This window comes from Cytobacillus sp. SAFR-174, assembly GCF_051964675.1.
Lineage (GTDB): Bacteria > Bacillota > Bacilli > Bacillales > Cytobacillaceae > Cytobacillus.
Genome location: NZ_JBQCMZ010000003.1, coordinates 144281 through 166333 on the forward strand (window position 1 = coordinate 144281; position 22053 = coordinate 166333).

14 protein-coding genes are annotated in these 22053 nt (G+C 42.2%); 11 read left to right on the forward strand and 3 right to left on the reverse strand.

All coding sequences use genetic code 11. From position 1 onward, the window contains the following. Window position 1: 1 nt before the first annotated feature. The 4 genes from ACTHRG_RS04675 to ACTHRG_RS04690 all read left to right on the forward strand — a co-directional run bounded on the left by ACTHRG_RS04675 (window position 2) and on the right by ACTHRG_RS04690 (window position 4218). The gene (locus tag ACTHRG_RS04675; RefSeq protein ID WP_076257216.1) at window positions 2-1738 is read left to right on the forward strand and encodes a methyl-accepting chemotaxis protein; all 1737 of its coding nucleotides are present in this window, start codon (window positions 2-4) and stop codon (window positions 1736-1738) included. Between the two features lie 186 nt (window positions 1739-1924). Next, a complete protein-coding gene (locus ACTHRG_RS04680) occupies window positions 1925-2542 on the forward strand; it encodes a cell wall hydrolase (protein WP_083675300.1) in 618 nt (205 codons plus the stop codon). A 200-nt stretch (window positions 2543-2742) separates the two neighbouring features. Continuing rightward, entirely contained in the window at window positions 2743-3312 is a 570-nt protein-coding gene (locus ACTHRG_RS04685; protein ID WP_076257218.1) for a LysM peptidoglycan-binding domain-containing protein, read from the forward strand. Window positions 3313-3516: 204 nt separating this feature from the next. Next, on the forward strand, window positions 3517-4218 hold the full coding sequence (locus ACTHRG_RS04690; protein ID WP_076257219.1) for a hypothetical protein: 702 nt from the start codon (window positions 3517-3519) through the stop codon (window positions 4216-4218). A 126-nt stretch (window positions 4219-4344) separates the two neighbouring features. Here ACTHRG_RS04690 and ACTHRG_RS04695 read toward each other — a convergent pair whose 3' ends face one another. Beyond that, window positions 4345-5268 carry a hypothetical protein gene (locus tag ACTHRG_RS04695; RefSeq protein WP_076257221.1) on the reverse strand — a complete coding sequence of 308 codons (924 nt, stop codon included), beginning with the start codon at window positions 5266-5268 and terminating at the stop codon, window positions 4345-4347. Between the two features lie 155 nt (window positions 5269-5423). On the opposite strand from ACTHRG_RS04695, the gene ACTHRG_RS04700 reads away from it, so the two are divergent. After that, window positions 5424-6728: a PD-(D/E)XK nuclease family protein gene (locus tag ACTHRG_RS04700; protein WP_440230644.1), complete on the forward strand. Its 1305-nt coding sequence runs from the start codon at window positions 5424-5426 to the stop codon at window positions 6726-6728. 399 nt (window positions 6729-7127) lie between these two features. Here the strand turns inward: ACTHRG_RS04700 and ACTHRG_RS04705 are convergent, their stop codons facing one another. Beyond that, window positions 7128-9248, reverse strand: coding sequence for a sensor domain-containing protein (locus ACTHRG_RS04705; RefSeq protein ID WP_440230645.1), 2121 nt, complete (start codon window positions 9246-9248; stop codon window positions 7128-7130). A 316-nt stretch (window positions 9249-9564) separates the two neighbouring features. On the opposite strand from ACTHRG_RS04705, the gene ACTHRG_RS04710 reads away from it, so the two are divergent. The 3 genes from ACTHRG_RS04710 (at window position 9565) to ACTHRG_RS04720 (ending at window position 16663) form a co-directional block, all read left to right on the forward strand. Continuing rightward, window positions 9565-12345: a DUF6359 domain-containing protein gene (locus tag ACTHRG_RS04710; protein ID WP_440230646.1), complete on the forward strand. Its 2781-nt coding sequence runs from the start codon at window positions 9565-9567 to the stop codon at window positions 12343-12345. A gap of 70 nt (window positions 12346-12415) precedes the next feature. Continuing rightward, window positions 12416-14395 (forward strand): bifunctional metallophosphatase/5'-nucleotidase, encoded by a 1980-nt coding sequence (locus ACTHRG_RS04715; RefSeq protein WP_440230647.1) that lies wholly within the window; start codon window positions 12416-12418, stop codon window positions 14393-14395. A gap of 216 nt (window positions 14396-14611) precedes the next feature. Further along, a complete protein-coding gene (locus tag ACTHRG_RS04720; RefSeq protein WP_440230648.1) occupies window positions 14612-16663 on the forward strand; it encodes a sigma-54 interaction domain-containing protein in 2052 nt (683 codons plus the stop codon). Between the two features lie 20 nt (window positions 16664-16683). Here ACTHRG_RS04720 and pepV read toward each other — a convergent pair whose 3' ends face one another. Further along, window positions 16684-18081: a dipeptidase PepV gene (gene pepV, locus ACTHRG_RS04725; RefSeq protein WP_440230649.1), complete on the reverse strand. Its 1398-nt coding sequence runs from the start codon at window positions 18079-18081 to the stop codon at window positions 16684-16686. Between the two features lie 255 nt (window positions 18082-18336). On the opposite strand from pepV, the gene ACTHRG_RS04730 reads away from it, so the two are divergent. The 3 genes from ACTHRG_RS04730 to ACTHRG_RS04740 all read left to right on the forward strand — a co-directional run bounded on the left by ACTHRG_RS04730 (window position 18337) and on the right by ACTHRG_RS04740 (window position 22042). Further along, window positions 18337-19998 carry a peptide ABC transporter substrate-binding protein gene (locus ACTHRG_RS04730; RefSeq protein ID WP_440230650.1) on the forward strand — a complete coding sequence of 554 codons (1662 nt, stop codon included), beginning with the start codon at window positions 18337-18339 and terminating at the stop codon, window positions 19996-19998. A gap of 158 nt (window positions 19999-20156) precedes the next feature. After that, window positions 20157-21092: an ABC transporter permease gene (locus tag ACTHRG_RS04735; RefSeq protein ID WP_076257234.1), complete on the forward strand. Its 936-nt coding sequence runs from the start codon at window positions 20157-20159 to the stop codon at window positions 21090-21092. A gap of 5 nt (window positions 21093-21097) precedes the next feature. Further along, entirely contained in the window at window positions 21098-22042 is a 945-nt protein-coding gene (locus ACTHRG_RS04740) for an ABC transporter permease (RefSeq protein WP_076257236.1), read from the forward strand. The last annotated feature ends 11 nt before the right edge of the window (window positions 22043-22053 follow it).

The following is a 22053-nucleotide window of genomic DNA, read 5'->3' on the forward strand; positions in this document are numbered from 1 at the left end:
TATGAAAAAGCTCAGCACTAGAATAGCATTGGTTATGGCTCTTGGCATGGCAATTGTTTTACTCGGCAATATTGCTATGCTCTACTTAAGCACGAAAAATTCAGTAGAGTCCTCTATTGAAAATTTTAGTTTAAGAATTGCAGACAATATTTCCTCAAAAATGGAAACAGAGAAGTATGAGGATTTTTTGAAGAATCCCGATCAGTCTGAGGCTTACTGGGACCTTCGGGAACAGCTGAATGATTTTCGGGAGAAAACGGGTGCGTTTTACGTTTATACTCTAATGGCTGATTCCGAGAAGAAAGAACTCTTTATAATGGTTGATGGCCTGCCGAAGGACTCCGATATTGCTGCAGACATTAAAACACCGACAACGGCTACAACATATAAAGATATTTCTCCTGTCCTGGATGGAAAATCCTCAAGCTCACCAATCGTTCATGATCCGGAATATGGCGATTATCTTTCAGCTTTTGTGCCAATTAAAAACGATGGCAAAGTAATCGGGATTCTGGGTGTAGACATCAATGCAGAGAATGTTAACAGCATTTCAGATCAAGTACTCCTGGAAGTGCTGCCGATGAACCTGGTGATAAATATACTGTTAATCCTTGCCGTGGTGACCATTCTGGCCTGGTTCGTCAAAAGAAGACTGCACCCGCTGCAAAGCATCAGTTCGGCCGCTCAATTAATGGCTGATGGCGATCTTCGCGGAGCAGAAGAGAAGGCAAGTTCGATTAAAATAAAAGGAAATGACGAAATTAGACATGTGACAGAGTCTTTCAAAAAAATGACACAGTCTACGAAGGAGATGGTTAAAGACATAAAATTATCTTCAGAAGCACTCCTGGTTTCTTCAGGGAAAATAGAAAACAAGGTGGAAGAAATCAGTCAGGCCAGCAGCCTGATTGTCAGAGGGATTCAGGAAGTGGCAGGGGCTACTGATACACAGCTGATCAGAAGCGAGGAATCTGCCAAAGCAATCGAAGAAATGGCTATAGGCATTCAGCGTATTGCAGAAGCTTCGACAGATGTGAGCGAACAATCCAATACAGTTACACAGCAGGTAAAAGAAGGATTTGATGAGGTTCAATCCATCATCCGGCAGATTAATGAGATTAAAAAGACTGTAAATGACTCATCTCAATTTATAGAAGAGCTGGGTACGCAGGCTATTGAAATTGAAGATATCGTGAACCTGATATCCGGTATAGCGGAGCAAACCAATCTGCTTGCATTAAATGCAGCCATTGAAGCAGCAAGGGCAGGCGAACATGGCAAAGGCTTCGCGGTGGTATCCCAGGAGGTTAAAAAGCTGGCAGAAGGTTCAAAAGCATCAGCTGGACAAATTGCCGAAAAGTTAAATCACTTTAGATCGTCTATTGAACAGGCAGTCGGAAATATGCATGCGAGCTCAGGAAAAGTGGAAGAAGGCACTGTTCTGGTTAATAGCGCCGGCGAGAAATTCAACCAGATTCTGCATGCGGTTGAAGGGGTTACCGGGGAAATCCAGGAGGTTTCTGCTGTAACAGAAGAGCTCTCAGCCGGATCGGAAGAGATTTCTGCATCCATTGATGAATTTGCCGGTCTATCTAAAGACACTGCACAAGTTTCCCGCCAGGTCGCTGCCTCAACAGACCAGCAGGAGAATGCGGTAGAAAAGATTTCAGAGCTGACTCTTCAGCTTAGCAGTCTTTCTAAACAGCTGGAACAGTCGGTGGAGAAGTTTAAATTATAAATTGGGAGCCGTTCTCTATAGAGAGCGGCTTTTCTTTTCTACACCTATCCCTTGGTCCTATCCGGAAAATTAAACCATTTGATCGAGTTTTTTAACTAATCCTATAGGGAAACAAGCAAAGGTGAACATATGACTTTAATAAAAGGAGGGCAATTGTTTAAAAAAAACATAAAGAGGAGTGTCCAAGTGAATTACATAAAGTGGATTGCGGCAGCAGCCGCAATGGTATTTGTGCTGAGTTTCAGCCAGCCGAAGGCAGATGCTGCAGTTTTAAAGAATGGCTCAGCAGGCCCGGAGGTTACATATATTCAATCAGCATTACAAAAGCTTGGTTATTTTAACACAGACCATACAGGGTATTATGGAATGGTAACAGAGAACGCCGTTAGAAACTTTCAATATGATTTCGGTTTAGCAGCTGATGGCATTGTAGGAGTTAACACAGCAGAAATGCTTAGGAATGTAGACATGCTGGCCCATGTGGTTTATGGGGAAGCGCGCGGAGAAAGCTATGAAGGCCAGGTAGCAGTTGCCGCTGTCATTCTCAATCGCATGGAGTCAAATGAGTTTCCTAATACTCTCTCCAATGTCATTTTCCAAAAGAATGCCATTACAGCTGTGAATGACGGCCAGTACTGGCTGCAGCCTGATACCACAGCTTATCAGGCGGTAAGAGATGCCTTTGATGGATGGGATCCCACCGGTGGCGCCGTCTATTATTACAATCCTTATACAGCTGCAGATCAATGGATATTTACTAGAACAGTCATTAAACAAATCGGCAATCACAATTTTGCCTATTAAAACATGGGGCACCTTACCTGTACAAGCAGGAAAAGGTGCCATATTTGGTTCTGATGGAAAATTCGAATGAAAGTCTGGTAATTTATATTACAAAACTATTAAAATCCATTTAATTTGTAACAAAAAAAGAGTTTTACTGAAATCTATCTGTTATCTAACGGTGTTAATATGTTCCTATCAAGGGACATAAAGGAGATATCATGAAGAAATTAGTAATCTATTTAGTAACAGCTGTTTTTCTATCGTTTGGATTTTCCAATGTCACTTCAGCCGCCGGAAATACACATACTGTGAAACAAGGAGATACGCTTTGGGCCATCTCTAAAAAATATAGCGTAACAGTACAGCAAATTAAATCATGGAATAAATTAACTTCAGATAAAATCAAACCTAAGCAAGTTTTAAAGGTTACCGGAGCTTCAGCAAAAGCTGCAGCACCTAAAAAGACAGCTGTAAAGGCTGCATCATCAACGAAAGCTTATAAAGAAATTAAAGTGAATGCAACTGCCTATACTGCCAGCTGCAAGGGCTGCAGCGGCATAACCTATACAGGAATCAATCTGAAAAAGAACCCGAACGCCAAGGTTATTTCAGTCGATCCAAAAATCATTCCTCTGGGATCTAAAGTATTTGTTCCTGGTTATGGAGAAGCCATTGCAGGTGACAAAGGCTCTGCGGTAAGAGGAAATAAAATAGACGTCTTTATTCCAAATAAACAGCGTGCACTCCAGTGGGGCAGCAAGACAATAACGATAAAAGTATATAAATAATAGAGTGAGAGAATCTTCCTGGTGGAGGTTCTTTTTTTTATTTTGGTAAAATGCCATCTATCTGTCTAGAGTGTATTGGGGTATTTTTAACTATGTATATACTAATATTGGATAAAATGTAATATTTATATACCATTAAACAAGTCGATCTGTTAATATAAATTATATTTGCAAATTTGGATCAAAGTCAGGAGACTATGAACAATGAATTATAATGGGTATGAAAATGTACATTCCAATGGAAAGGTGAAGGATCCTCATAAACCAGTAAAGGATTCCTATGGCACCAATATTCCATCCTCCAGCATTAATGAAGCAGGCTTGGTAATCCAGCCTGGAAGCGCATTGGATAACGATTGGGATATAGATGATGACGACGATGCAAGTTACCCTGTCAATGTCGCACCTACCCCTGTATCAATAAAAATTATAATTGCATTTGTACTTATCCCTGTTATTCTGCATCGCCTTTTTGATGCATTAATTCCGCTGATGCAAACTTTGCTGGTACCGGTACTTATTATATTGTTTGGCATTACATTCATCATGCCTCATGTAAAAAAAGAAATGGCTGGTTGTAAACCAGAGCATGAGCACTATGATAAGAAGAAGAAAAAATATCGAAACATATGGGGCATAAATGTATTGTTTGCTTTTGCAGCAAGTTATCCTGCGGTGTCTCCTGTTTTGTATGCATGGACAGAGTCTGTGGCTGATTTGTTTGCAGGGAATAAAAGCGTCCTGGTTAGTGTGTTCGCAGTAGTTCTATTAGTCCTTTTATATTTTATTCGTTTTTTAGCTGCGATGTTAATAATTCCATTCATTCAGCAGCTTCTTTGGAGGTTTGCGGGAAAGTTTTTTGAAAATCAAACAGCCATTAACTTAGCAAAAAGATATATGAATTAATTTATTATGATGTTGATATAAAGCAGCTAAAAGCCCCTCCGTCTGGAAGGGCTTTTGTTTTATCATTAATAGGCTTATGGAGGCTGCCATTTGTCATAATCGAGAACGGAATGTCAGCCCCTTTTTTTACTCTTCTTTCACTATCCAGCCATTTTCCACGCCTGCATGGAAATTACCGTCTGCATAGGCTGTGAATAAGGTAATGACAGAAGGGTCTTCGGCTTTAGTCTGGTAAATTAGCAGCTGTTCTTTTTCGGGAAGGTAGATATAATTTGCGTCTTCACTTGTATATCGCTCCCCTGATAGCTTCTCCGCTTCAGGGAGGAAAACATCAGCAGGTGCTTCTGTGTGGACAGAGTCTGGCTGATTGTTGCTGTAAGAGATAAACAGCTTCTTATCTTCATAATTCTGAATCCATTCATAAAAACCTTCTTCATCCGGACCTTCATATGCAGGGTTTCCATGCATCTCTTTTACAGTCGATGGCGTGTCCCACATTGAAATGCCCCGCACTAAAAATTGACCATTCTTAATCTCTAACAGAGGCTGCTCTTTCAGGCTATCGGCCTTAATATAATTCCCATCCAAGTAGACCTGCGGCGTATGGCAGGCACCGTTTGCTGCTGTAATAGTAATGATGTTTCCGTTTCGCTCCATCTTACCGCCGCAGTCTTCTGAGAGTTCATTCGTATACGTAATGGTATTTCCGCTGATCATGCCCGTGCCCTCCATCACGTTTGCGTAGGAACTCCCATTTACTGAATTAATGACAGAGCCGCCAAGATGATAGCGGATGGTTTCTTCGTCCACTTTTTCAATCTTAAGGCTTCCAAGGTTATCATCGCTCAGGAATACCCACTCTCCAGTCCAGTCGAAAGCTTCCTCTGTTTCTTCCTCTTCCTGCTGGGGATTCTCTGCTGATTGCTGAGCGCTTGCTGGGCTCTTTTCATTATTTGCCGATATCTCTTTTGCAGGGTCGGCTGCCGGCTTGCTTTCACAGCCGGCTACAATAGCAAGAAATGATAAAAATAATAAAACAAATTTTCCCATAGTCTGGATGCTCCTCTATTAAAATACAAATATAGTCATAATTACCTGAAGATATTATACTATAGTAAATGGTAAATAATACATTTTAATAAGGATGAAAATTTTTTGCTCTTTTTCCGCTGCTCATTCGTTTAGAAGAAAAAGGGGAGATGAATGTGAAGACAAAGGATTGCCCGCGCTGCGGAAGTGCGGTTATAGAAGATGCATGGGAAAGCCTGGAGGATACAGAAGATGGCGGAGTGATTCTTGATGGATTTCCCGCATATGTGTGCCGCGGGAAGTGCGGGTATGTGAAGCGGATTGAAGACATACCCGCAGTTATTGCACAGCAGGGGGACGATCGGCTTTTATTGCTTTACCCAAATGAACAAGGCAGAATTTTAGATATCGGAGAGTCTGTCATTTGGCCGCCGATGCACTATCAATCTATCCTTGGAAGAGGATATTGGGAGGATTATATGGGAAATCACGATGTAGAGATGCTGCTTGAAAATGCTCGTGACAGCCGGGCAGTGTTTAAGGATGTGCCGAATATATTTGATTATGCCACCAGTGAGCTTTCACAGGATGCTTTTTTATGCTGGCTTATGGCCTGGAGTGAATCGGCATATCGATCACTGGACAGTTCGTTATATGAAGCTGCCAATCAGTTTTTGGCAGCAATTTTTAATTTGCACGGGCTGCCAGCTCCGGTGATTGATTCGATAGAGATCAAACGCCAGTTTAAATCTCTCGACATTTTGACGATCGTAAATGATACATACGCTATTTTAATAGAGGATAAAACATTTACGAAAAACCACTCAGATCAGCTCTATCGATACCGAAAGTCGGTTGAGAGAGAAAATCCTGATCTCATCCAATTGCCGATCTATTATAAAATTGCTGACCAAAGCCATTATAGATCCATTGATAAGGCAGGCTATAAGCCCTTCAAACGAACTATGATGCTTGAGATTTTGCAGGAGGGGAAGGAAAATGGTGTGCAGCATCCGCTATTTCTTGATTATCTGACCCATCTGCAAAAGATAGAAGAAAGTGTGGCGTCTTTTAAAACAAAGGCTTTAGCCGAATGGGACCATTATGCCTGGCAGGGATTCTATCAGGAACTGCAAAAAGAAATTAACGGAGATTGGGGATATGTTTCAAATCCGGCTGGAGGGTTTTGGGCATTCTGGTGGGCTTCTGCAGTCAACAAACCGTATTTCCTGCAGCTTGAACAGGAGCGCCTTTGCGTAAAAATTAGCCCTGACGAAGGCGAAGATAAGCGCAGCGTTCGAAAAGAAGCCATGAATGCGATTCTTCTGGAATCAGACAAATATGGCCTTAATCTGCAAAAGCCAGCAAGAACGCGGATCGGGAAGGTTATGACAATTGCGCAGCGTCTGGACTATATTCAATTGAATAGTGACGGCACTGTTGATATGAAACGAACCATTGACCTATTAAAGAGATATTAACCTGTCCGTGTTTGGGGGAATCTTCCTGGTGAAGATTCTCTTTTTTTGTATTTTGTGAACGCTGCCAATAGCAGGAGGAGACTTGCAAATAGAACAGAAAATTTGCAAATAGCTCCAGCAATTAGCAAATAGAATCCTTCTCCCCGTGCGAGGGAGAGAATCTTCCTGCGTGGGAAGGTTGCTAGTTTACTTAATTGTGAACTCTGCAAATAGAAATGAGATATCTGCAAATAGAACAGCAAACTTGCAAATAGAACCAAAATCCTGCAAATAGGCGACGAAATCCTGCAAATAGAACCCATCAATTCACAAATAGCTCCAGCAAATCTGCAAATAGAACCCCTCTCCCCGCGCCAATCCAAAAAAAAAAGCCCATCCCTATCCCGGAATGGGCCAGAACTACTCCAGTAAACAAACAAATTCATCAACAGGAAGCGGCTTGCTGAATACATAACCCTGTACATACTGGCATTGCGTTCGCTTAAGGAATTCGAGCTGGTTTTGTGTTTCGACTCCCTCTGCAATGACGTCGATCCCCAGCCGTTCTGATAAGAAAATAAGGGATTCGACAAGGATAGCATGGTTTTTATTTGTTTCAATCTCTTTTATAAAAGATCGATCTATTTTAAGAGTATCAATCTGGAAGTCTTTTATATGTGTTAAAGACGAAAATCCTGTTCCAAAGTCATCGAGTGCAATCCGGATCCCGAGAATTCTCAGCTCCTGAATGATGGAACTCACTTTTTCTTCATTATAAAGAAAATGTGTTTCGGTGATTTCCAGTTCAAGCAAGGCGGGCGGGATCTGAAAAATATCCAGAGTGCGCGTGATATAGTTGACTAAGTCATATTTCAAGAACCGCTGCGGAGATATATTTATGGATATCGGTACAACGGGAAGGCCTTTATTCATCCATAATTTCAGCTGGACGCATGCCTGTTTAATGACCCAGTCGCCGATATCGAGGATTAATCCCGTTTTTTCAGCTACAGAAATAAATTCTCCTGGCGACAGCAGCCCCAATTCCGGATGCTGCCAGCGGATGAGGGCTTCGGCGCCGACAATCCTGCTGCTTTCGATATCCACCTTAGGCTGGTAATGCAGAATGAATTCTTCGTTCTTTAAAGCTTTTTGCAGGCCGCTTTCAATTAAAAAAACCTTTTCCGTTTTAACATTAATATTTTTGGTGTAAACTTCAATGCTGCGGCCGCCCTTTTCTCTGCCGCGGTGGAGAGCTGCATGTGCATTTTTAATCAAGTCAATATGGGAGTCCCCGTCTTCCGGGAACATGCTGATTCCAATTGATGCCTGAAGCGGAAGCTCGTACGCATCAATATGAATTGGTTCACTCAGTGTACTGCATATTTCCTCAGCACTCTGAATCGCTTCCTCTCTTGAATGAACCGGATGATGGATAATCACAAACTCATCCCCGCTCATTCGCGATACAAAGCAGCCTTTTTCCTGAAAAGCCCTCAGCCGGAGCGCGACTTGGAGGAGCACCTCATCCGCAAGCGTATGTCCGAGAATATCATTAATATATTTAAAGCGATCAAGGTCCAAATATAAAACCGCAAATTTCTCATGCTGAGCCTGTATCAATGTCTCAAGTCTATTTTCCAGCAGTCTTCTTTTTGGAAGATTGGTCAGTGAATCATGATAGCTGATATGCTGAACCTTTTGGAGCAGAAGCTTATGTTCGGTTATATCTGTTATGATTCCATTGAGCCGTATCAGGTTCTGATCATCATCCAGCGTTGGAATCGTTTGATCACTTACCCACCTTATAGAACCATCTGGACGGCAGATGCGGTATTCATGGCGAATCTGTTTTCCTTCTGAAAGCAGTAACTGGGTCTGTTCAAACTTTTCCAAGTCATCCTTGTATACGATGTCCTTCCAAATCACTTTACTTGTTAAAAAGTCAACAGGATCTCTGCCTGTTATCTTCCTGTTGCCTTCAGAACAGATCATGAATCTCTTTGCTTTTACATCATAAGCCCATATCCCCGCGTCAATGCTTTCTAATATCATGTTTTTCCGATCTTCCACCTCTGAAAGTTTGCGATGGATTTCTTCATACTGGAATTTTTTTAAAGCAGTCTGCTGTTCAGGAACATGAAGAATAAGACTGGCTCCCGCAATAATCCCTTTAGAATAAAAAGGTGAAAAAATGGATAGAATCTCCACGATTTTACCCGCTTGAATACCAAAGTAACTGCTCCGCTGTGCTTTTCCTTCAATAATGGCCTGCCGGAAAAGCATTTTAGCGGAGCCTCTGTCATTATGAATAAAGTACCTGGTAAAGTGCTCTTCCTTATCTTCCGTATGGCCGAACAAGACCTGGGAAGCTTCATTGCCATAAAGTATACTTCCCTCTTTATCTATAAAAAAAGCTGCGTCTGGATAATCATGATACATGGCTTTAAACGATCCTAAGTGATCTTGCTGAGTTTGGCCCGGATCTTTTGAAGGAACCAAAGGAAAGAAGCGCGAACTTTTCCTCTTTCGGATTTCCATATATTATCTCCTTAATTCGTATTTCCCGTTATTTATAGTAAAAGGATACTATTAATACCCATTATTTTCAATTTTTGTTTTCCTGTTTCTTAAAGATTAGGATTCCTGAGCAAAGTTTATAGTGAATAGGTCTAATAGAATGGTGTTCCGATAGCTTTAAGGTCTATATACCTTATTATACAGTATGATTATTTTCTCATTTTTACCTATTTACTCAATTTTTACAAATATCAGATTGTACGCTAAAAAGAAGAGTGATTTACTAGAGTGGTAGTGTGTGTAAACGCTTTAAAATAAGGAAATAGGAGAGGATCGCATGATAGAAAAGCAGCGCATAAAGTTCATCAGCTTTATCAGTACTTTTGCTTTAATTCTTAGTCTATTCAGTCCCTTTGCCGCGGCGAGTGCAGAAGAAGTGAAGTCTGTGGCAGAAGCGATTGCGGATAATAACGGAACAGCAACGGTTGAAGGATATATTGTTGGAACGACCGCAAATGGGCCGAAATATACCCATACTGGCCCATTTTCAGTGAATACAAATTTGGCCATTGCCGACTCCCCAAGTGAAACAGACCCCAGTAAAATACTGCCGGTTCAATTGCCGAATAATTCTATAAGGACAGAGCTGAATTTAGTGGACAATCCGGATCACCTCGGAAAAAAGGTCCAGATTACAGGCTCTCTTGAAGCATACTTTACCGTACCGGGTTTAAAAAGCCCAACAGCATACACATTTGCAGAAGATACTGGCACACCACAGGTTTCAGCGGTTACAGCTTCCCCTGAGGCGGGCCCTGTTAAAGCTGGAACAGCAGTAGAACTATCGACTTCCACTGAAGGTGCTGTAATCCATTATACAGTTGATGGAACAGAACCGACTGCTGAAAGCACAGTATATTCCGATCACATCGTTATTAATGAAGAGACAACGATTAAAGCGATAGCGATCAAAGACGGCTTAACAGACAGCAAAGTGTCTGTATTTCAGTACATGATTGGGCTGGAAGATTTGCGCATTCATGATATTCAAGGTGCAGGCCACTATTCTCAATATGCGAACCAGCAGGTTTCAGATGTTGAAGGAATTGTCACCAAGGTAGTGGACAGCAGCAATTTCTACATGCAGGATCAGCAGCCGGATGATGATGAAAATACATCTGAAGGGATCCTCGTTTATAAAAAGGGCCACGGTGCTTCTTCAGGAGATGTGGTATCCGTTTCAGGCCAGGTTAAAGAATGGGTGCTTGATGGCTATTCAGACAAGCTGAAAACAGACCTTCCTGTAACAGAAATCAATGCAGCATCGATTGAGATCATTGCTTCCGGTCAGGAACTCCCTGCTCCGGTGGTTATTAACAAAGAAAACCTTCCGACTGAAATTATTGATAATGATGAATTAAAAGAATTTGATCCAGAGCAGGATGGAATCGATTTTTACGAAAGCCTGGAAGGCATGCTGGTTCAAGTGGACAACGCTAAAGTAGTTGCCCCGCAGAAATACGGCGAGCTTGTAGTTGTTCCTGGAAATGTGGATACGAACACAACGGCAGGCGGCCTGCGGATTTCGGAAAATGATTTTAATCCAGAGAGAATCACCCTAGATATTAATAATGAAGATTTTGTTGCCAAAATGGGCGACAGCTTCAAAGGCAGCATCCAGGGTGTTGTCAGCTACGGCTTCAGTAACTATAAAGTATTAAGTGATGCAGACGCATTGCCTGAATTTGTTGAAGGCTCTGCAGTAAGAGAAGAAACCAGCATTACATCAGAAGAAGACAAATTGACCATTGCTTCCTATAATGTTGAAAACTTCTCAACAAAAACAGATGCGGAAAAGGTTACGAGATTAGCAGAAGCAATCACAGATAAAATGAAGCAGCCGGATATCATTGGCCTGACAGAAGTACAGGACAATGACGGACCAGCAGATAGCGGCACAACAGCAGCAGATCAAAGTGCGGCCTTGCTGATTGAAAAAATTAAAGAGCTTGGCGGACCAGCCTACACTTACACAGATATCGCACCGGAAGATAAACAGGATGGCGGCCAGCCGGGAGGGAACATCCGTGTCGGCTTCCTTTATAACGCTGAACGGGTAACTTTAACCCAAGGTGAAAAAGGCTCTGCGACAGATGCAGTTGATTTCGAAAACGGCAAACTGACGCTAAACCCAGGGCGTATTGACCCAACAAACGAAGCTTTTGAAGATAGCCGCAAAGCATTGGCAGCCCAGTTCGAATTTCAGGGCGAAAGCGTCATTGTTGTAGCTAACCATTTTAACTCGAAAGGCGGAGATCTTCCGTTATTCGGAAAAGAGCAGCCGCCAGTCTTAAATAGTGAAATCCAGCGCATGAAAATCGCTAACGTTGTGAACGGTTTTGTAAAGAATGTAAAAGCAGAAGACCCTGATGCCAATGTCGTCCTGCTTGGCGACTTTAACGATTTTGAGTTCTCCAATCCTTTACAGGCTCTAAAGGGCGAAGAACTGACTAATATGATTGAAAAAGTTCCGGCAGAAGAGCGATACACCTATACGTACCAGGGAAATGCACAGGTGCTGGATCACATTTTAGTATCCAACAATCTGGCGGAGAAAACAGAAGTCGATATTCTTCATATTAACTCGGGCTTCATGGAAGAGCATGGCCGTGCGAGTGACCATGACCCGGTTATGATCCAGACAAGCTTAAAGCCGGAAGCTAAACCAGAAGAACCACAGTATGACATTGTCTTCAAGCTCGTAAACTATCACGCGAAGAAATTTGTTGTTGGGCAGCATAATGCATTGGTCGTAATGAAAAAAAATTCTAGTCTCACGCATGGCCTATGGCTGAAAAAATCAGCAGCTGTCAAAGGCAAAGGCCTTAAAAACACGAAAGTGGTCATCAGCTCCGCTAACAAAGGGGCAGTTGTGGATCTAACAGGATCAGAAATTCAAGAAGTCATGATCGAAAGTGACAAAGTCGTGGAAATCCGCGGTGCTGAAAATGTGCAGAAGTGGACACTTGGGAAAAAGGCAGATCCGTCTCATATCATTTTCAAAGATTCGGATGGAGAAGTAATGGAATCTCCTTATGAGGAAGAAGGAGCGGCATAACAATTGAAGCCGGAGTGCAGCAGCTCCGGTTTTCAACGCCTTTGAACAACAATTGAAAGGAGCATTTATTATGAAATTACCTATTAAAGTATTATCTGCAGTAGCCTTATCAGCCGCATTAACCATCTCTGCAGCCGTTCCGGTAGGTCTGGTTTCAGCAAATGAGACTTCAGCTTCAGATTTTACGCTATCGTTAATGCATACCAATGACACACATGCAAATATGGACAGCGCCGCAAAGAAAGTGACGGCGGTAAAGGAAGTAAGAGAAGCAAAGCCGGATGCCCTGCTAGTTGATGCAGGAGATGTTTTTTCCGGAACTTTATATTTTAATAAATTCCTTGGACAGGCTGACCTTGAATTTATGAATCTCATGGGCTATGACATTATGACTTTCGGTAATCATGAGTTCGATTTGGGTTCAAGTGCGGAAGGACATAAAGCACTGGCTGACTTTGTAAAAGGAGCACAATTCCCATTCGTCAGTTCAAACGTGAACTTTTCTCAAGATGCCAGCCTGCAGGGATTGTTCAGTGATGTTATATCGAGCGAACCTGCTGATGGAAAAATATATAATGGCATCATTAAAGAAGTTAATGGAGAAAAAGTTGGATTTTTTGGTTTGACTACAGCTGAAACAGCCAGCATTTCCAGTCCGGGTAAGGTAACATTCGAGGATTATCTTGAAGAAGCAGAAAAAGCAGTAAAAGCTTTCGAAGGCATGGGTATTAATAAAATCGTGGCAGTAACTCATATCGGCTATGATGATAACCCAAATGTGGATAATGACTTAAACCTGGCTGCTCAAGTAGATGGAATTGATGTGATTGTGGGCGGACACAGCCATACGCAATTAAATGAGCCAGTAGTTGTGGCAGCTGACGAAACAGGAGCGGCAAAGGATCCTACAGTTATTGTTCAAGCCGGCCAGTACAATAATTACCTCGGAACCCTTGATGTACAATTTGACGAGGCAGGAAAAGTAGTCGGGCATGCTGGCCAGCTTATTAAAATAGCAGATAAAGCAGAGGACCCTGAGGCAGCAGTGCTGCTTGAAAAGTACTCTTCACAGATAGAAGAATTAAAGAACACCGAAATCGGAGCAGAAACGCTGGCTGCACTTGAGAATCCGCGTACTAGCGGAGACAGCACAGAGCCAAGTGTACGGAAAAATGAAACCGCCCTGGGCAACTTGATTACAGACGGCATGCTGGCAAAAGCAAATCAATATAACAGCAATGTCATCATGGCACTCCAAAATGGAGGAGGCATTCGTGCGGGCATTGACGCAGGGCCAATCACTGTTGGCGAAGTAATCACAGTTCTTCCATTTGGCAACACATTAGCAACAATGGAGTTAAAGGGAGCTGAATTGAAAGAGGCCTTTGAAATCAGCGTAGGACAATATCCTGCAGAAAATGGCGGCTTCCTGCACGTGTCCGGTGCAAAAGTAAAATTCGATTCGACTAAACCTGCCGGTGAGCGAATTGTTTCGATTGAATATAAAAGTGAACAGGGCACTTACACTGAAATCCAGGACAATCAAACCTACACAATCGCTACGAATGCTTTTACAGCTAAAGGCGGAGATGGATATACAGTCTTCGCAAAAGCTTACCAGGAGGGCAGAGTAACAGATCTTGGACTTTCTGATTGGGAAAACTTCGCAGATCACCTATCCAGCCTGGGCACCATCAAACCGGCGGTGGAAGGGCGTATCATAGACGTTGACAGCCTTCCTCCAGTAACAGAGCTGGATTTTGAAAAGGAATATAATCTTACTGATGATAAAAAGAAGAAATTGGTAGTGAACAAAGTTTCCTTTATTAATGTAGAAAAATCCGCAGAAATCAAAAATGGCATCTGGCTCAAAAATTCTGCTGTACTGCAGGGTGATGGCCTTAAAAATGTGAGTGTCCGTGTAACACCTAAGAAGGAGCCGATCATCGTAGACTTTAGCGGTGCAGAAGTGAAAGAAGTCATTATTGAGAAAAGTGATTTAGTGGAGCTTCGAGGAGCGGAGAATATTAATAAGCTTAGTTTCAAATAAAATAGCTAGTTAAGAGAAGAACAGGACTTAGCAAACTACCTTTGCAGAGTCCTGTTCTTTTTGTTTCCTAATACATTCTTTGATTGACCATAAAGACAAATCAACCCTTGAACAAATTTTATTCCCTTCTGGATAATCAGCCGTCCTTCATGTACGCTAAAATAAGAGAAATGGAATTTACTAGTAAATTAGGTTTTTGCCAGAGGAGGGACAGCTATGAAGAAGATTCTGATCGTTACCTATACTAAAAATACTTTGAGGGCACTCGTGGAACAGTTAAATGAAATTGGCCTGCAAGAGTATGTTGAGATCGAAGGGAGGACAGTTGATGAGCTTGATTACTCCTTTATGATGAAGTATTCTCTTGTGGTCGTATCCAGCAAGATTGTTTATACCATGGTAAAACCCTATTTGAGTGAAGATATGCCGACAATCATTACAAGAAGAACTATTAATTATGGGAGAATTAGAGAGCTTCTTGATATTCCAAAAGGCACTCAAGTATATTTGGTGAGTGACTTGAAGCAATCGGCGGAAGATACGACAGGTATATTGAAGGAAGCAGGGATTGATTTGGATTTTTTTCCTTATTTTTCGCAGGAAACTCCTCGTCCAGAGATTTCAATTGCCATTACAGCAGGGGAGCCGCAGCTGGTCCCAAAGCATATTGATAAGATTATTAATATTGGGAGCCGCCAAATCGATATTTCAACATTAGTAGAAATATATCATCATTTTCAAATTTCCCCCTTTTCGTCTACATCGCACTTGTCAGCCCGGTATATGCAGTCATTAGTCGATCTGACAAAAGATTTAAGCGGAGAAATTCTGCGATCCCGGATTTTGCAGAAAAGCCTGGACAGTATTGTTCAGAATATGGACGATGCTGTGCTGGTTTATAATAATTTTAATGAAATCGAACATTTCAATTTGAAAGCGGCAGAGCTTCTCAGTCTGTCTGCCGACAAACATACGATCCATAGCCTGGCTCCTTCTTACTATGAAGCAATGATGAGTATGGCTGTTGGACAGGAGACATTTGTGGAAATAGAGCATGTCGCTTTTTACATGCGAAAGAAACGGATTATTCTTGATGAACAGGTGTACTCGACCCTAATTGTATTCAGAAAAGTGGAGGACTATCAAAAGATTGAGTATGACTATCGTTCAAAAGCGAAGCAGAGAAACCTGGTTGCGCGGCATACCTTTGACGATATTAAAACGCGAAGTGCGTCCGTCCTTGAGATGATTAAAATTGCCCGGCGGCTTGCTAAAAGTGACTCGACCATTCTGGTCCTTGGAGAAACAGGAACAGGAAAAGAAGTTCTGGCACAAGCGTTTCATAATGCATCAGCAAGGACCTATCAGCCGTTTATCGGCGTAAACTTTGCTGCAATTTCTGAGAGTCTGATGGAAAGCGAGCTGTTTGGCTACGAGCCAGGTGCATTTACTGGGGCAAGGAAAAACGGGCATATCGGTATGTTTGAACAGGCGCATAAGGGAAGTATTTTCCTGGATGAAATTGGTGATGCCTCACCTGTCATTCAAAACAGACTTTTAAGAGTCCTTCAGGAAAGACAGATTATGAGGGTGGGTGGAGACCGGATGATTCCGCTTGATGTCCGGGTGATTGCCGCTACAAATAAAGATTTGCAGCAGCTAATAGAGGAAGGCATGTTCAGGGAAGATCTTTATTTTCGGCTGAACGTCCTGCCCTTAAGACTTCTTCCACTAAGGGAAAGGAAACGGGATATTTCTCTACTAATCAATATTTTTATTAAAGAATTCCAGGAAAAGCTGGGAAGAGAATCATTTGTCTTTTCAGAAGGGGCCCTGAAGTGCTGTGAAGAATACCATTGGCCGGGGAATATAAGAGAGCTGCGAAACGTAGTCGAATATGCAGCTCACATCAGTGAAGATTATGTCTGCAAAGAGGAACTGCCATTCTGGCAATCAGCTTCCTTATCTGAGGATGAGAGCTGGAACGACCTTCATTCTCTTTATAAAATATTTCAGGAGAGAGGCTTTCTTCATGAAGTTCGGATGCTTCTCGATTTTCTGAACGATGAGAAAGTAACGTCGGCCGGCCGCTCGGCAATGGCCGCGCATTTGCTGGAAAATGGCGTCATGCTGACAGATCAGCAGCTCCGATACCGGCAGAAGCTTTTGAATGAGTATGACCTGATTGTGGTAGAAAAAGGAAGAACGGGCAGCAGTATTACTGAAAAAGGGAAAATGTTCTTAGCGCATGAAAAAAGCAAGTGTTAGCTACACTTGCTTTTTTGCCTTTAATGATTAGCTAAATCATAGATCGCCCTGGCGTAAATGGCGGCTGCACTGCATAAATCATCAAGCTCAATGTATTCATCTTTCTGATGTGCGGTGTTTTCCTTTCCTGGAAAAACGGCGCCGAAGGCTACCCCGCTGTTTATGAAACGGGCATATGTCGCGCCGCCGGTTGTCAGAAGTTCGGCCTGTTCACCCGTTTCTTGTTCATAGGCTTTCTGCAGAATTTTGATAACAGGACTCTCATTTGGTACATGGTGTGGCTTTTTCTCTCTGATTTCTTCTACTTCAAAGCCGTATTTTAGAGTCGTTTCGCTTAGTTTTTCGATGGTTCTTAAGTACGGTGTATCAACGGGGCAGCGGACATTAAGAACAACCATGCCTTCCAGATTTTGTGTGAAGCGAAAAATCCCCGGATTTACGGTGAGCGGTCCGGTGATCTCATCGGAAAATGAGATTCCTAATCTTTTCCCATAGTGATCATCAGCGAGGCATTCAGAAACAAATGATACGAATGGGTGCGGGACTTTCCCTGCTAAAAAGTGTGCCAGCTTGGCAGCTGCATTGATTCCTTCAAAAGGCTCCATCCCATGGGCAGGTTTTCCAGTTAAGGCAAGTGAGAGTGTATCTTTTACCAGTTCAGCTTCTGTTTCAAGGTCCTCCTGTTTGCCAAATGCGATGAACGTTTCTTTAAGAGTTTCCAGTCCAGTCCCGTTTACAAGTGCTATTGCTTTGTCAGGTACCATATTCCCTTTTTCACCGGCATAAAAGCTTCTTAAAGTAATTGGGCCATGCTGCTCACCTGGCTTTTCGTTAAGCTTGAGGATCGCATTGATCTGCCCTTTCTCAGCATGGATAATTGGAAATTCTGCATCAGGAGCAAAGCCTGTTAATGCTTCTGGCTCCATTTGCATATATCTTTTCATGCATGACATGCCGCTTTCTTCATCCGTGCCGAAGATAATTCTTATTTTATGCTTTAAGGGTAAACCGCTTTCTTTGATGATTTTAAGAGCATAATAGGCAGCCATAGTGGGGCCTTTGTCATCTATTGCTCCCCGGGCATATAGCTTTCCGTTTCTGATTTCAGGAGAAAAGGGATCGGATTCCCACTCTCCGGTGGCAGGAACCACGTCCAGATGACAGAGAATCGCAATATAATCTGTTGCTTCTTCAGGTCCCCATTCAGCAAACCCGACATAACCATCAATATTTTTTGTTCTAAACCCATCCCTCTCTGCCGTTTGAAGCATAAAATCCAGTGCTTCCTTAATGCCGCTCCCCATAGGTGCCTCTTCTGACTGGTCAGATAGATCTTTTACACTCTTTATAGAAAGCAGCTGGGATAATTCCTCTATTAATTCTTCTTTTCTATTAAAAACTTCCTGTTTCCAATCCATTTATTTCTCCTCCCTAAATTCATACCTTCCTAATATGCAAGTAATATACCAAAACGATTGTTATGGAAAATCAGCATTGATATAGAAAAGTGGTTACCCAATTAGGTTATAATCCCTATTAATCATTCAAACTGGGTAACCAATTAAACATTTAATTGACAGATTATTTCAAATAATGACAATAAAAATGAGGATTTATAAAGTTGGCACACTACTTGCATAATTAATTTTATAAATTTCTAGGGGGTATAAAAAATGAATGCTGCATGGAGAAAAAAGATTTCTATCCTGCTGATTGGACTTATGGTACTATTGGCCGGCTGTAATTTCAGCGGCAAATCTTCAACAGAACCAGCAAAGAATGAAGAAGGAGACAAGCAAGCAGAGCAGGCAGAAGGAAAAAGTGAGAATGTTCTTAACCTAAGCTTGGATAATGACATTCCCGATTTGAACCAAGTTAAAACAACAGATGCAATTTCATTTGCTGTTTTAAATAATGTAATGGAAGGTCTGTATCGCCTAGATGAAAACAATGAACCTCAGCCAGCTATGGCCGAGAGCTATGAAAAGTCTGAGGATGGGCTGACCTATACATTTACATTAAGAGAAGGCATTAAGTGGAGCAACGGAGATCCGGTTACAGCCAATGATTTCAAATATTCATGGCTGCGTTCCATGCACCCTGATACTGCAGGTGCGTATGCAAGCATTTTGACAGACTATATTAAAGGTGGAGCAGAGTTTGCTGCAGGTGAAGCTGAAGCTGATGCTGTTGCGATTGAAGTGAAGGATGACAAGACACTTGTAGTAGAACTTGTTCAGCCGACTCCGTTCTTCCTTGGTCTTACAGCTTTCGTGACGTATTTCCCGCTTAATGAAAAGTTTGTGTCTGAGCAAGGTGACAAGTTTGCCTTAACACATGATGCGATTCTGTATAACGGTCCATTTGTCCTGACTGACTATGACCAGGCAAAGGGAGTATCAATGGATAAGAACCAAGAATACTGGGATAAAGAAAGTGTAGCGCTTGAACAAGTCAATATGAAAGTCATTAAGGAGCAAAGCACTGCCCTTAACCTGTATGAAGCAGGCGAGCTTGATAAAGTATACCTGTCTTCAGCAGATGTAGACAGCTATAAAGATAGCCCCGAATTTAATACTGAAACAGAATTCAGAACTTATTTTATCCAATTTAACCTTGGAAAAGAGCCGTTTCAGAATGAAAACATCCGTAAAGCGCTGCAATTGGGTTATGACCCTGATGTCCTGACAAGCGTGATCTTAAATAACGGATCGGAGCCTGCTTATGGACTGATTGCTACAGACATGGCCGGAGTTGATGGGAAATCCTTCCGCGAGCTTCAGGGAGATGTTATTAAACCTGACGTTGAAAAGGCGAAAGAGCTTTGGGCAAAGGGTGTAGAAGAGCTGGGGAAAACACCTGAAATTGAATTACTTATTTCTGATGACACCGTTGCGAAGGATACAGGAACATTCCTTCAAAGTGAATATAAAAAGAATTTAGGCATTGATATCAGTCTTGACACACAGCCTTACAGCGCCCGTCTTGACTCGATGAGAGCGGACGATTATCAAATGGCTGTTAACCGCTGGGGGGCAGATTACAATGATTCCATGACTTATTTGAATCTATGGGCAAATCCATCCAATCCTTTCTTCCGCGGAAATTATGTAAACGAGAAATATAAAGAATTAGTTAATTCGGCAGCTGAAGATGCTGATGATCAGTCCCGTATTGAAAAACTACTTGAAGCTGAAAAGCTGATTCTTGAAGATGGAGCACTTGGGCCGTTATACTACGATGGTTTATCATTCCTGCAAAAGCCTTACCTAAAAGGTTTGGTCACTCATCCATATGGAGCTTCACCAGATTTAAAATGGGCAACTGTTCAATAAGAAGGGTGAGCGGGGAGAGAAGGAGTTTCTCTCCCTGTTTTTTAAACCCCGTAACTGTCCAGCTCCAGGCGCCATCGGTTCGGGATCATAAGCCGGCAGGCGGGAGCTTTGTGCATTTTCTTATTGAATAAACCCCGCAACTAGTGGAGGTGTGAAAATTGAAAAAGTATCTTTTTTTTCGGGTCATTAATATTCTTATAACTTTATACATAATTGCCACGGCTACTTTCTTCTTAATGAAGCAGCTTCCAGGTTCACCTTTTGATGAAGAAAGGCTTTCCAGTTTATCGGAAGAGCAAAGAATGGAGTTTTACGCGAAATATGGATTGGATAAACCCTTGCATGAGCAATACATCCTTTATTTAAAAAATCTGGTCCAAGGGGAAATGGGTGATTCCTTTTATTTTAAAGGACAAGATGTCAGTGATCTGATCGCCAGCCGTGTCGGCCCATCTGTCCTGCTTGGTTTCCAGGCTGTTTTGCTTGGATTTACTGTTGGGATTGTTCTGGGGATTATCGCAGCCTTTAAACACAATACGATGTGGGATTTTTCCACGATGCTTGTTGCTGTATTGGGTGTATCGGTTCCTAACTTTGTATTTGCCGCTCTTTTACAATATTATGTTGGCTTAAAAATGGGCCTTCTGCCGGTGGCATTTTGGGAGTCCTACTCAAGTTCTATCATGCCGACATTGTCATTGTCTCTTATTGTCATTGCCTTAATAGCCCGTTTTACGAGAAATGAAATGCTGGAGGTCCTTCAGCAGGACTATATGCTGACAGCAAGGGCAAAAGGGTTAAGCCAGTTCAAAGTCATCTATAAGCATGCAATTCGCAATGCTTTAATCCCGGTTATTACGATTCTAGGGCCTATTGTTGTCAGCTTATTGACGGGGTCATTAGTTATCGAAAATATTTTTGGGGTTCCGGGCATCGGCAGTCTCTTTGTAGATTCAATAAAAGTAAACGATTATACAACCATAATGGGGCTGACGCTTTTTTATAGCGCATTTTTTGTCCTGACGATGCTTGTCATCGATCTCATGTATGGCGTTATTGATCCGAGAATTCGCATTAGCGGGGCAAAGGAGTGAGTGATATGAAAAATGCTGAACCGCTTTTGAACGAAGAGGAATTATCTGATGATTTATTTGAAATAGCAGGCAGACGAGCGGAGGACAGTGAAAAAATAAACCGTCCGCCCTTATCAGCCTTCAAAGACAGCTGGATGAGGCTGAAAAAAAATAAAGGTGCGGTTATTAGTCTGGTCGTTTTATCTATTATTCTTCTGCTTGCGATCTTTGGCCCTTATATGAACGGTTATAAATATTATGAAACAGACTATTCTGTCGCTTATCAGCCCCCAAGCGGAGAGCACTGGCTTGGTACGGATAAGTTTGGCCGTGACCAGTGGACAAGGATTTGGGAAGGAACGCGAATTTCTTTATATATTGCTGTGCTTGCGGCATTTCTTGATCTCCTGATTGGGGTCACATATGGTGCCATTTCCGCTATGCTTGGCGGAAAAGTGGATAACGCCATGCAGCGTGTGATCGAAATCCTCGTAGGGATTCCGAATCTGATCATTATTATTCTATTAATCATGCTGATGAAACCAGGGATTTTTACCATTACGGTTGCGATGGTTATTACAGGCTGGGTAAATATGGCAAGGCTTGTCCGGGCGCAAATTTTCAAACTAAAGGAACAGGAATTTGTACTGGCAGCCAGATCGCTTGGCTCGACGAATAAACGGCTTATTCTTCACCACTTGATTCCGAATGTGATGGGATTGATTGTCATCAATATGATGTTCACTATTCCATCGGCTATTTTTACAGAGGCGTTCCTAAGCTTTATCGGACTTGGTCTGCAGGAGCCGCTGGCATCATTAGGAGTACTGATTAATGATGGATTTAAAGGGATGCGAAATCACTTCTATCTGCTGCTTTATCCTGCGATAGTGATTGTGGGCATTATGGTTAGCTTCAATATTTTAGCTGACGGCCTGCGTGATGCGCTCGATCCGAAAATGAGGAAATAGACTTCAAGAAT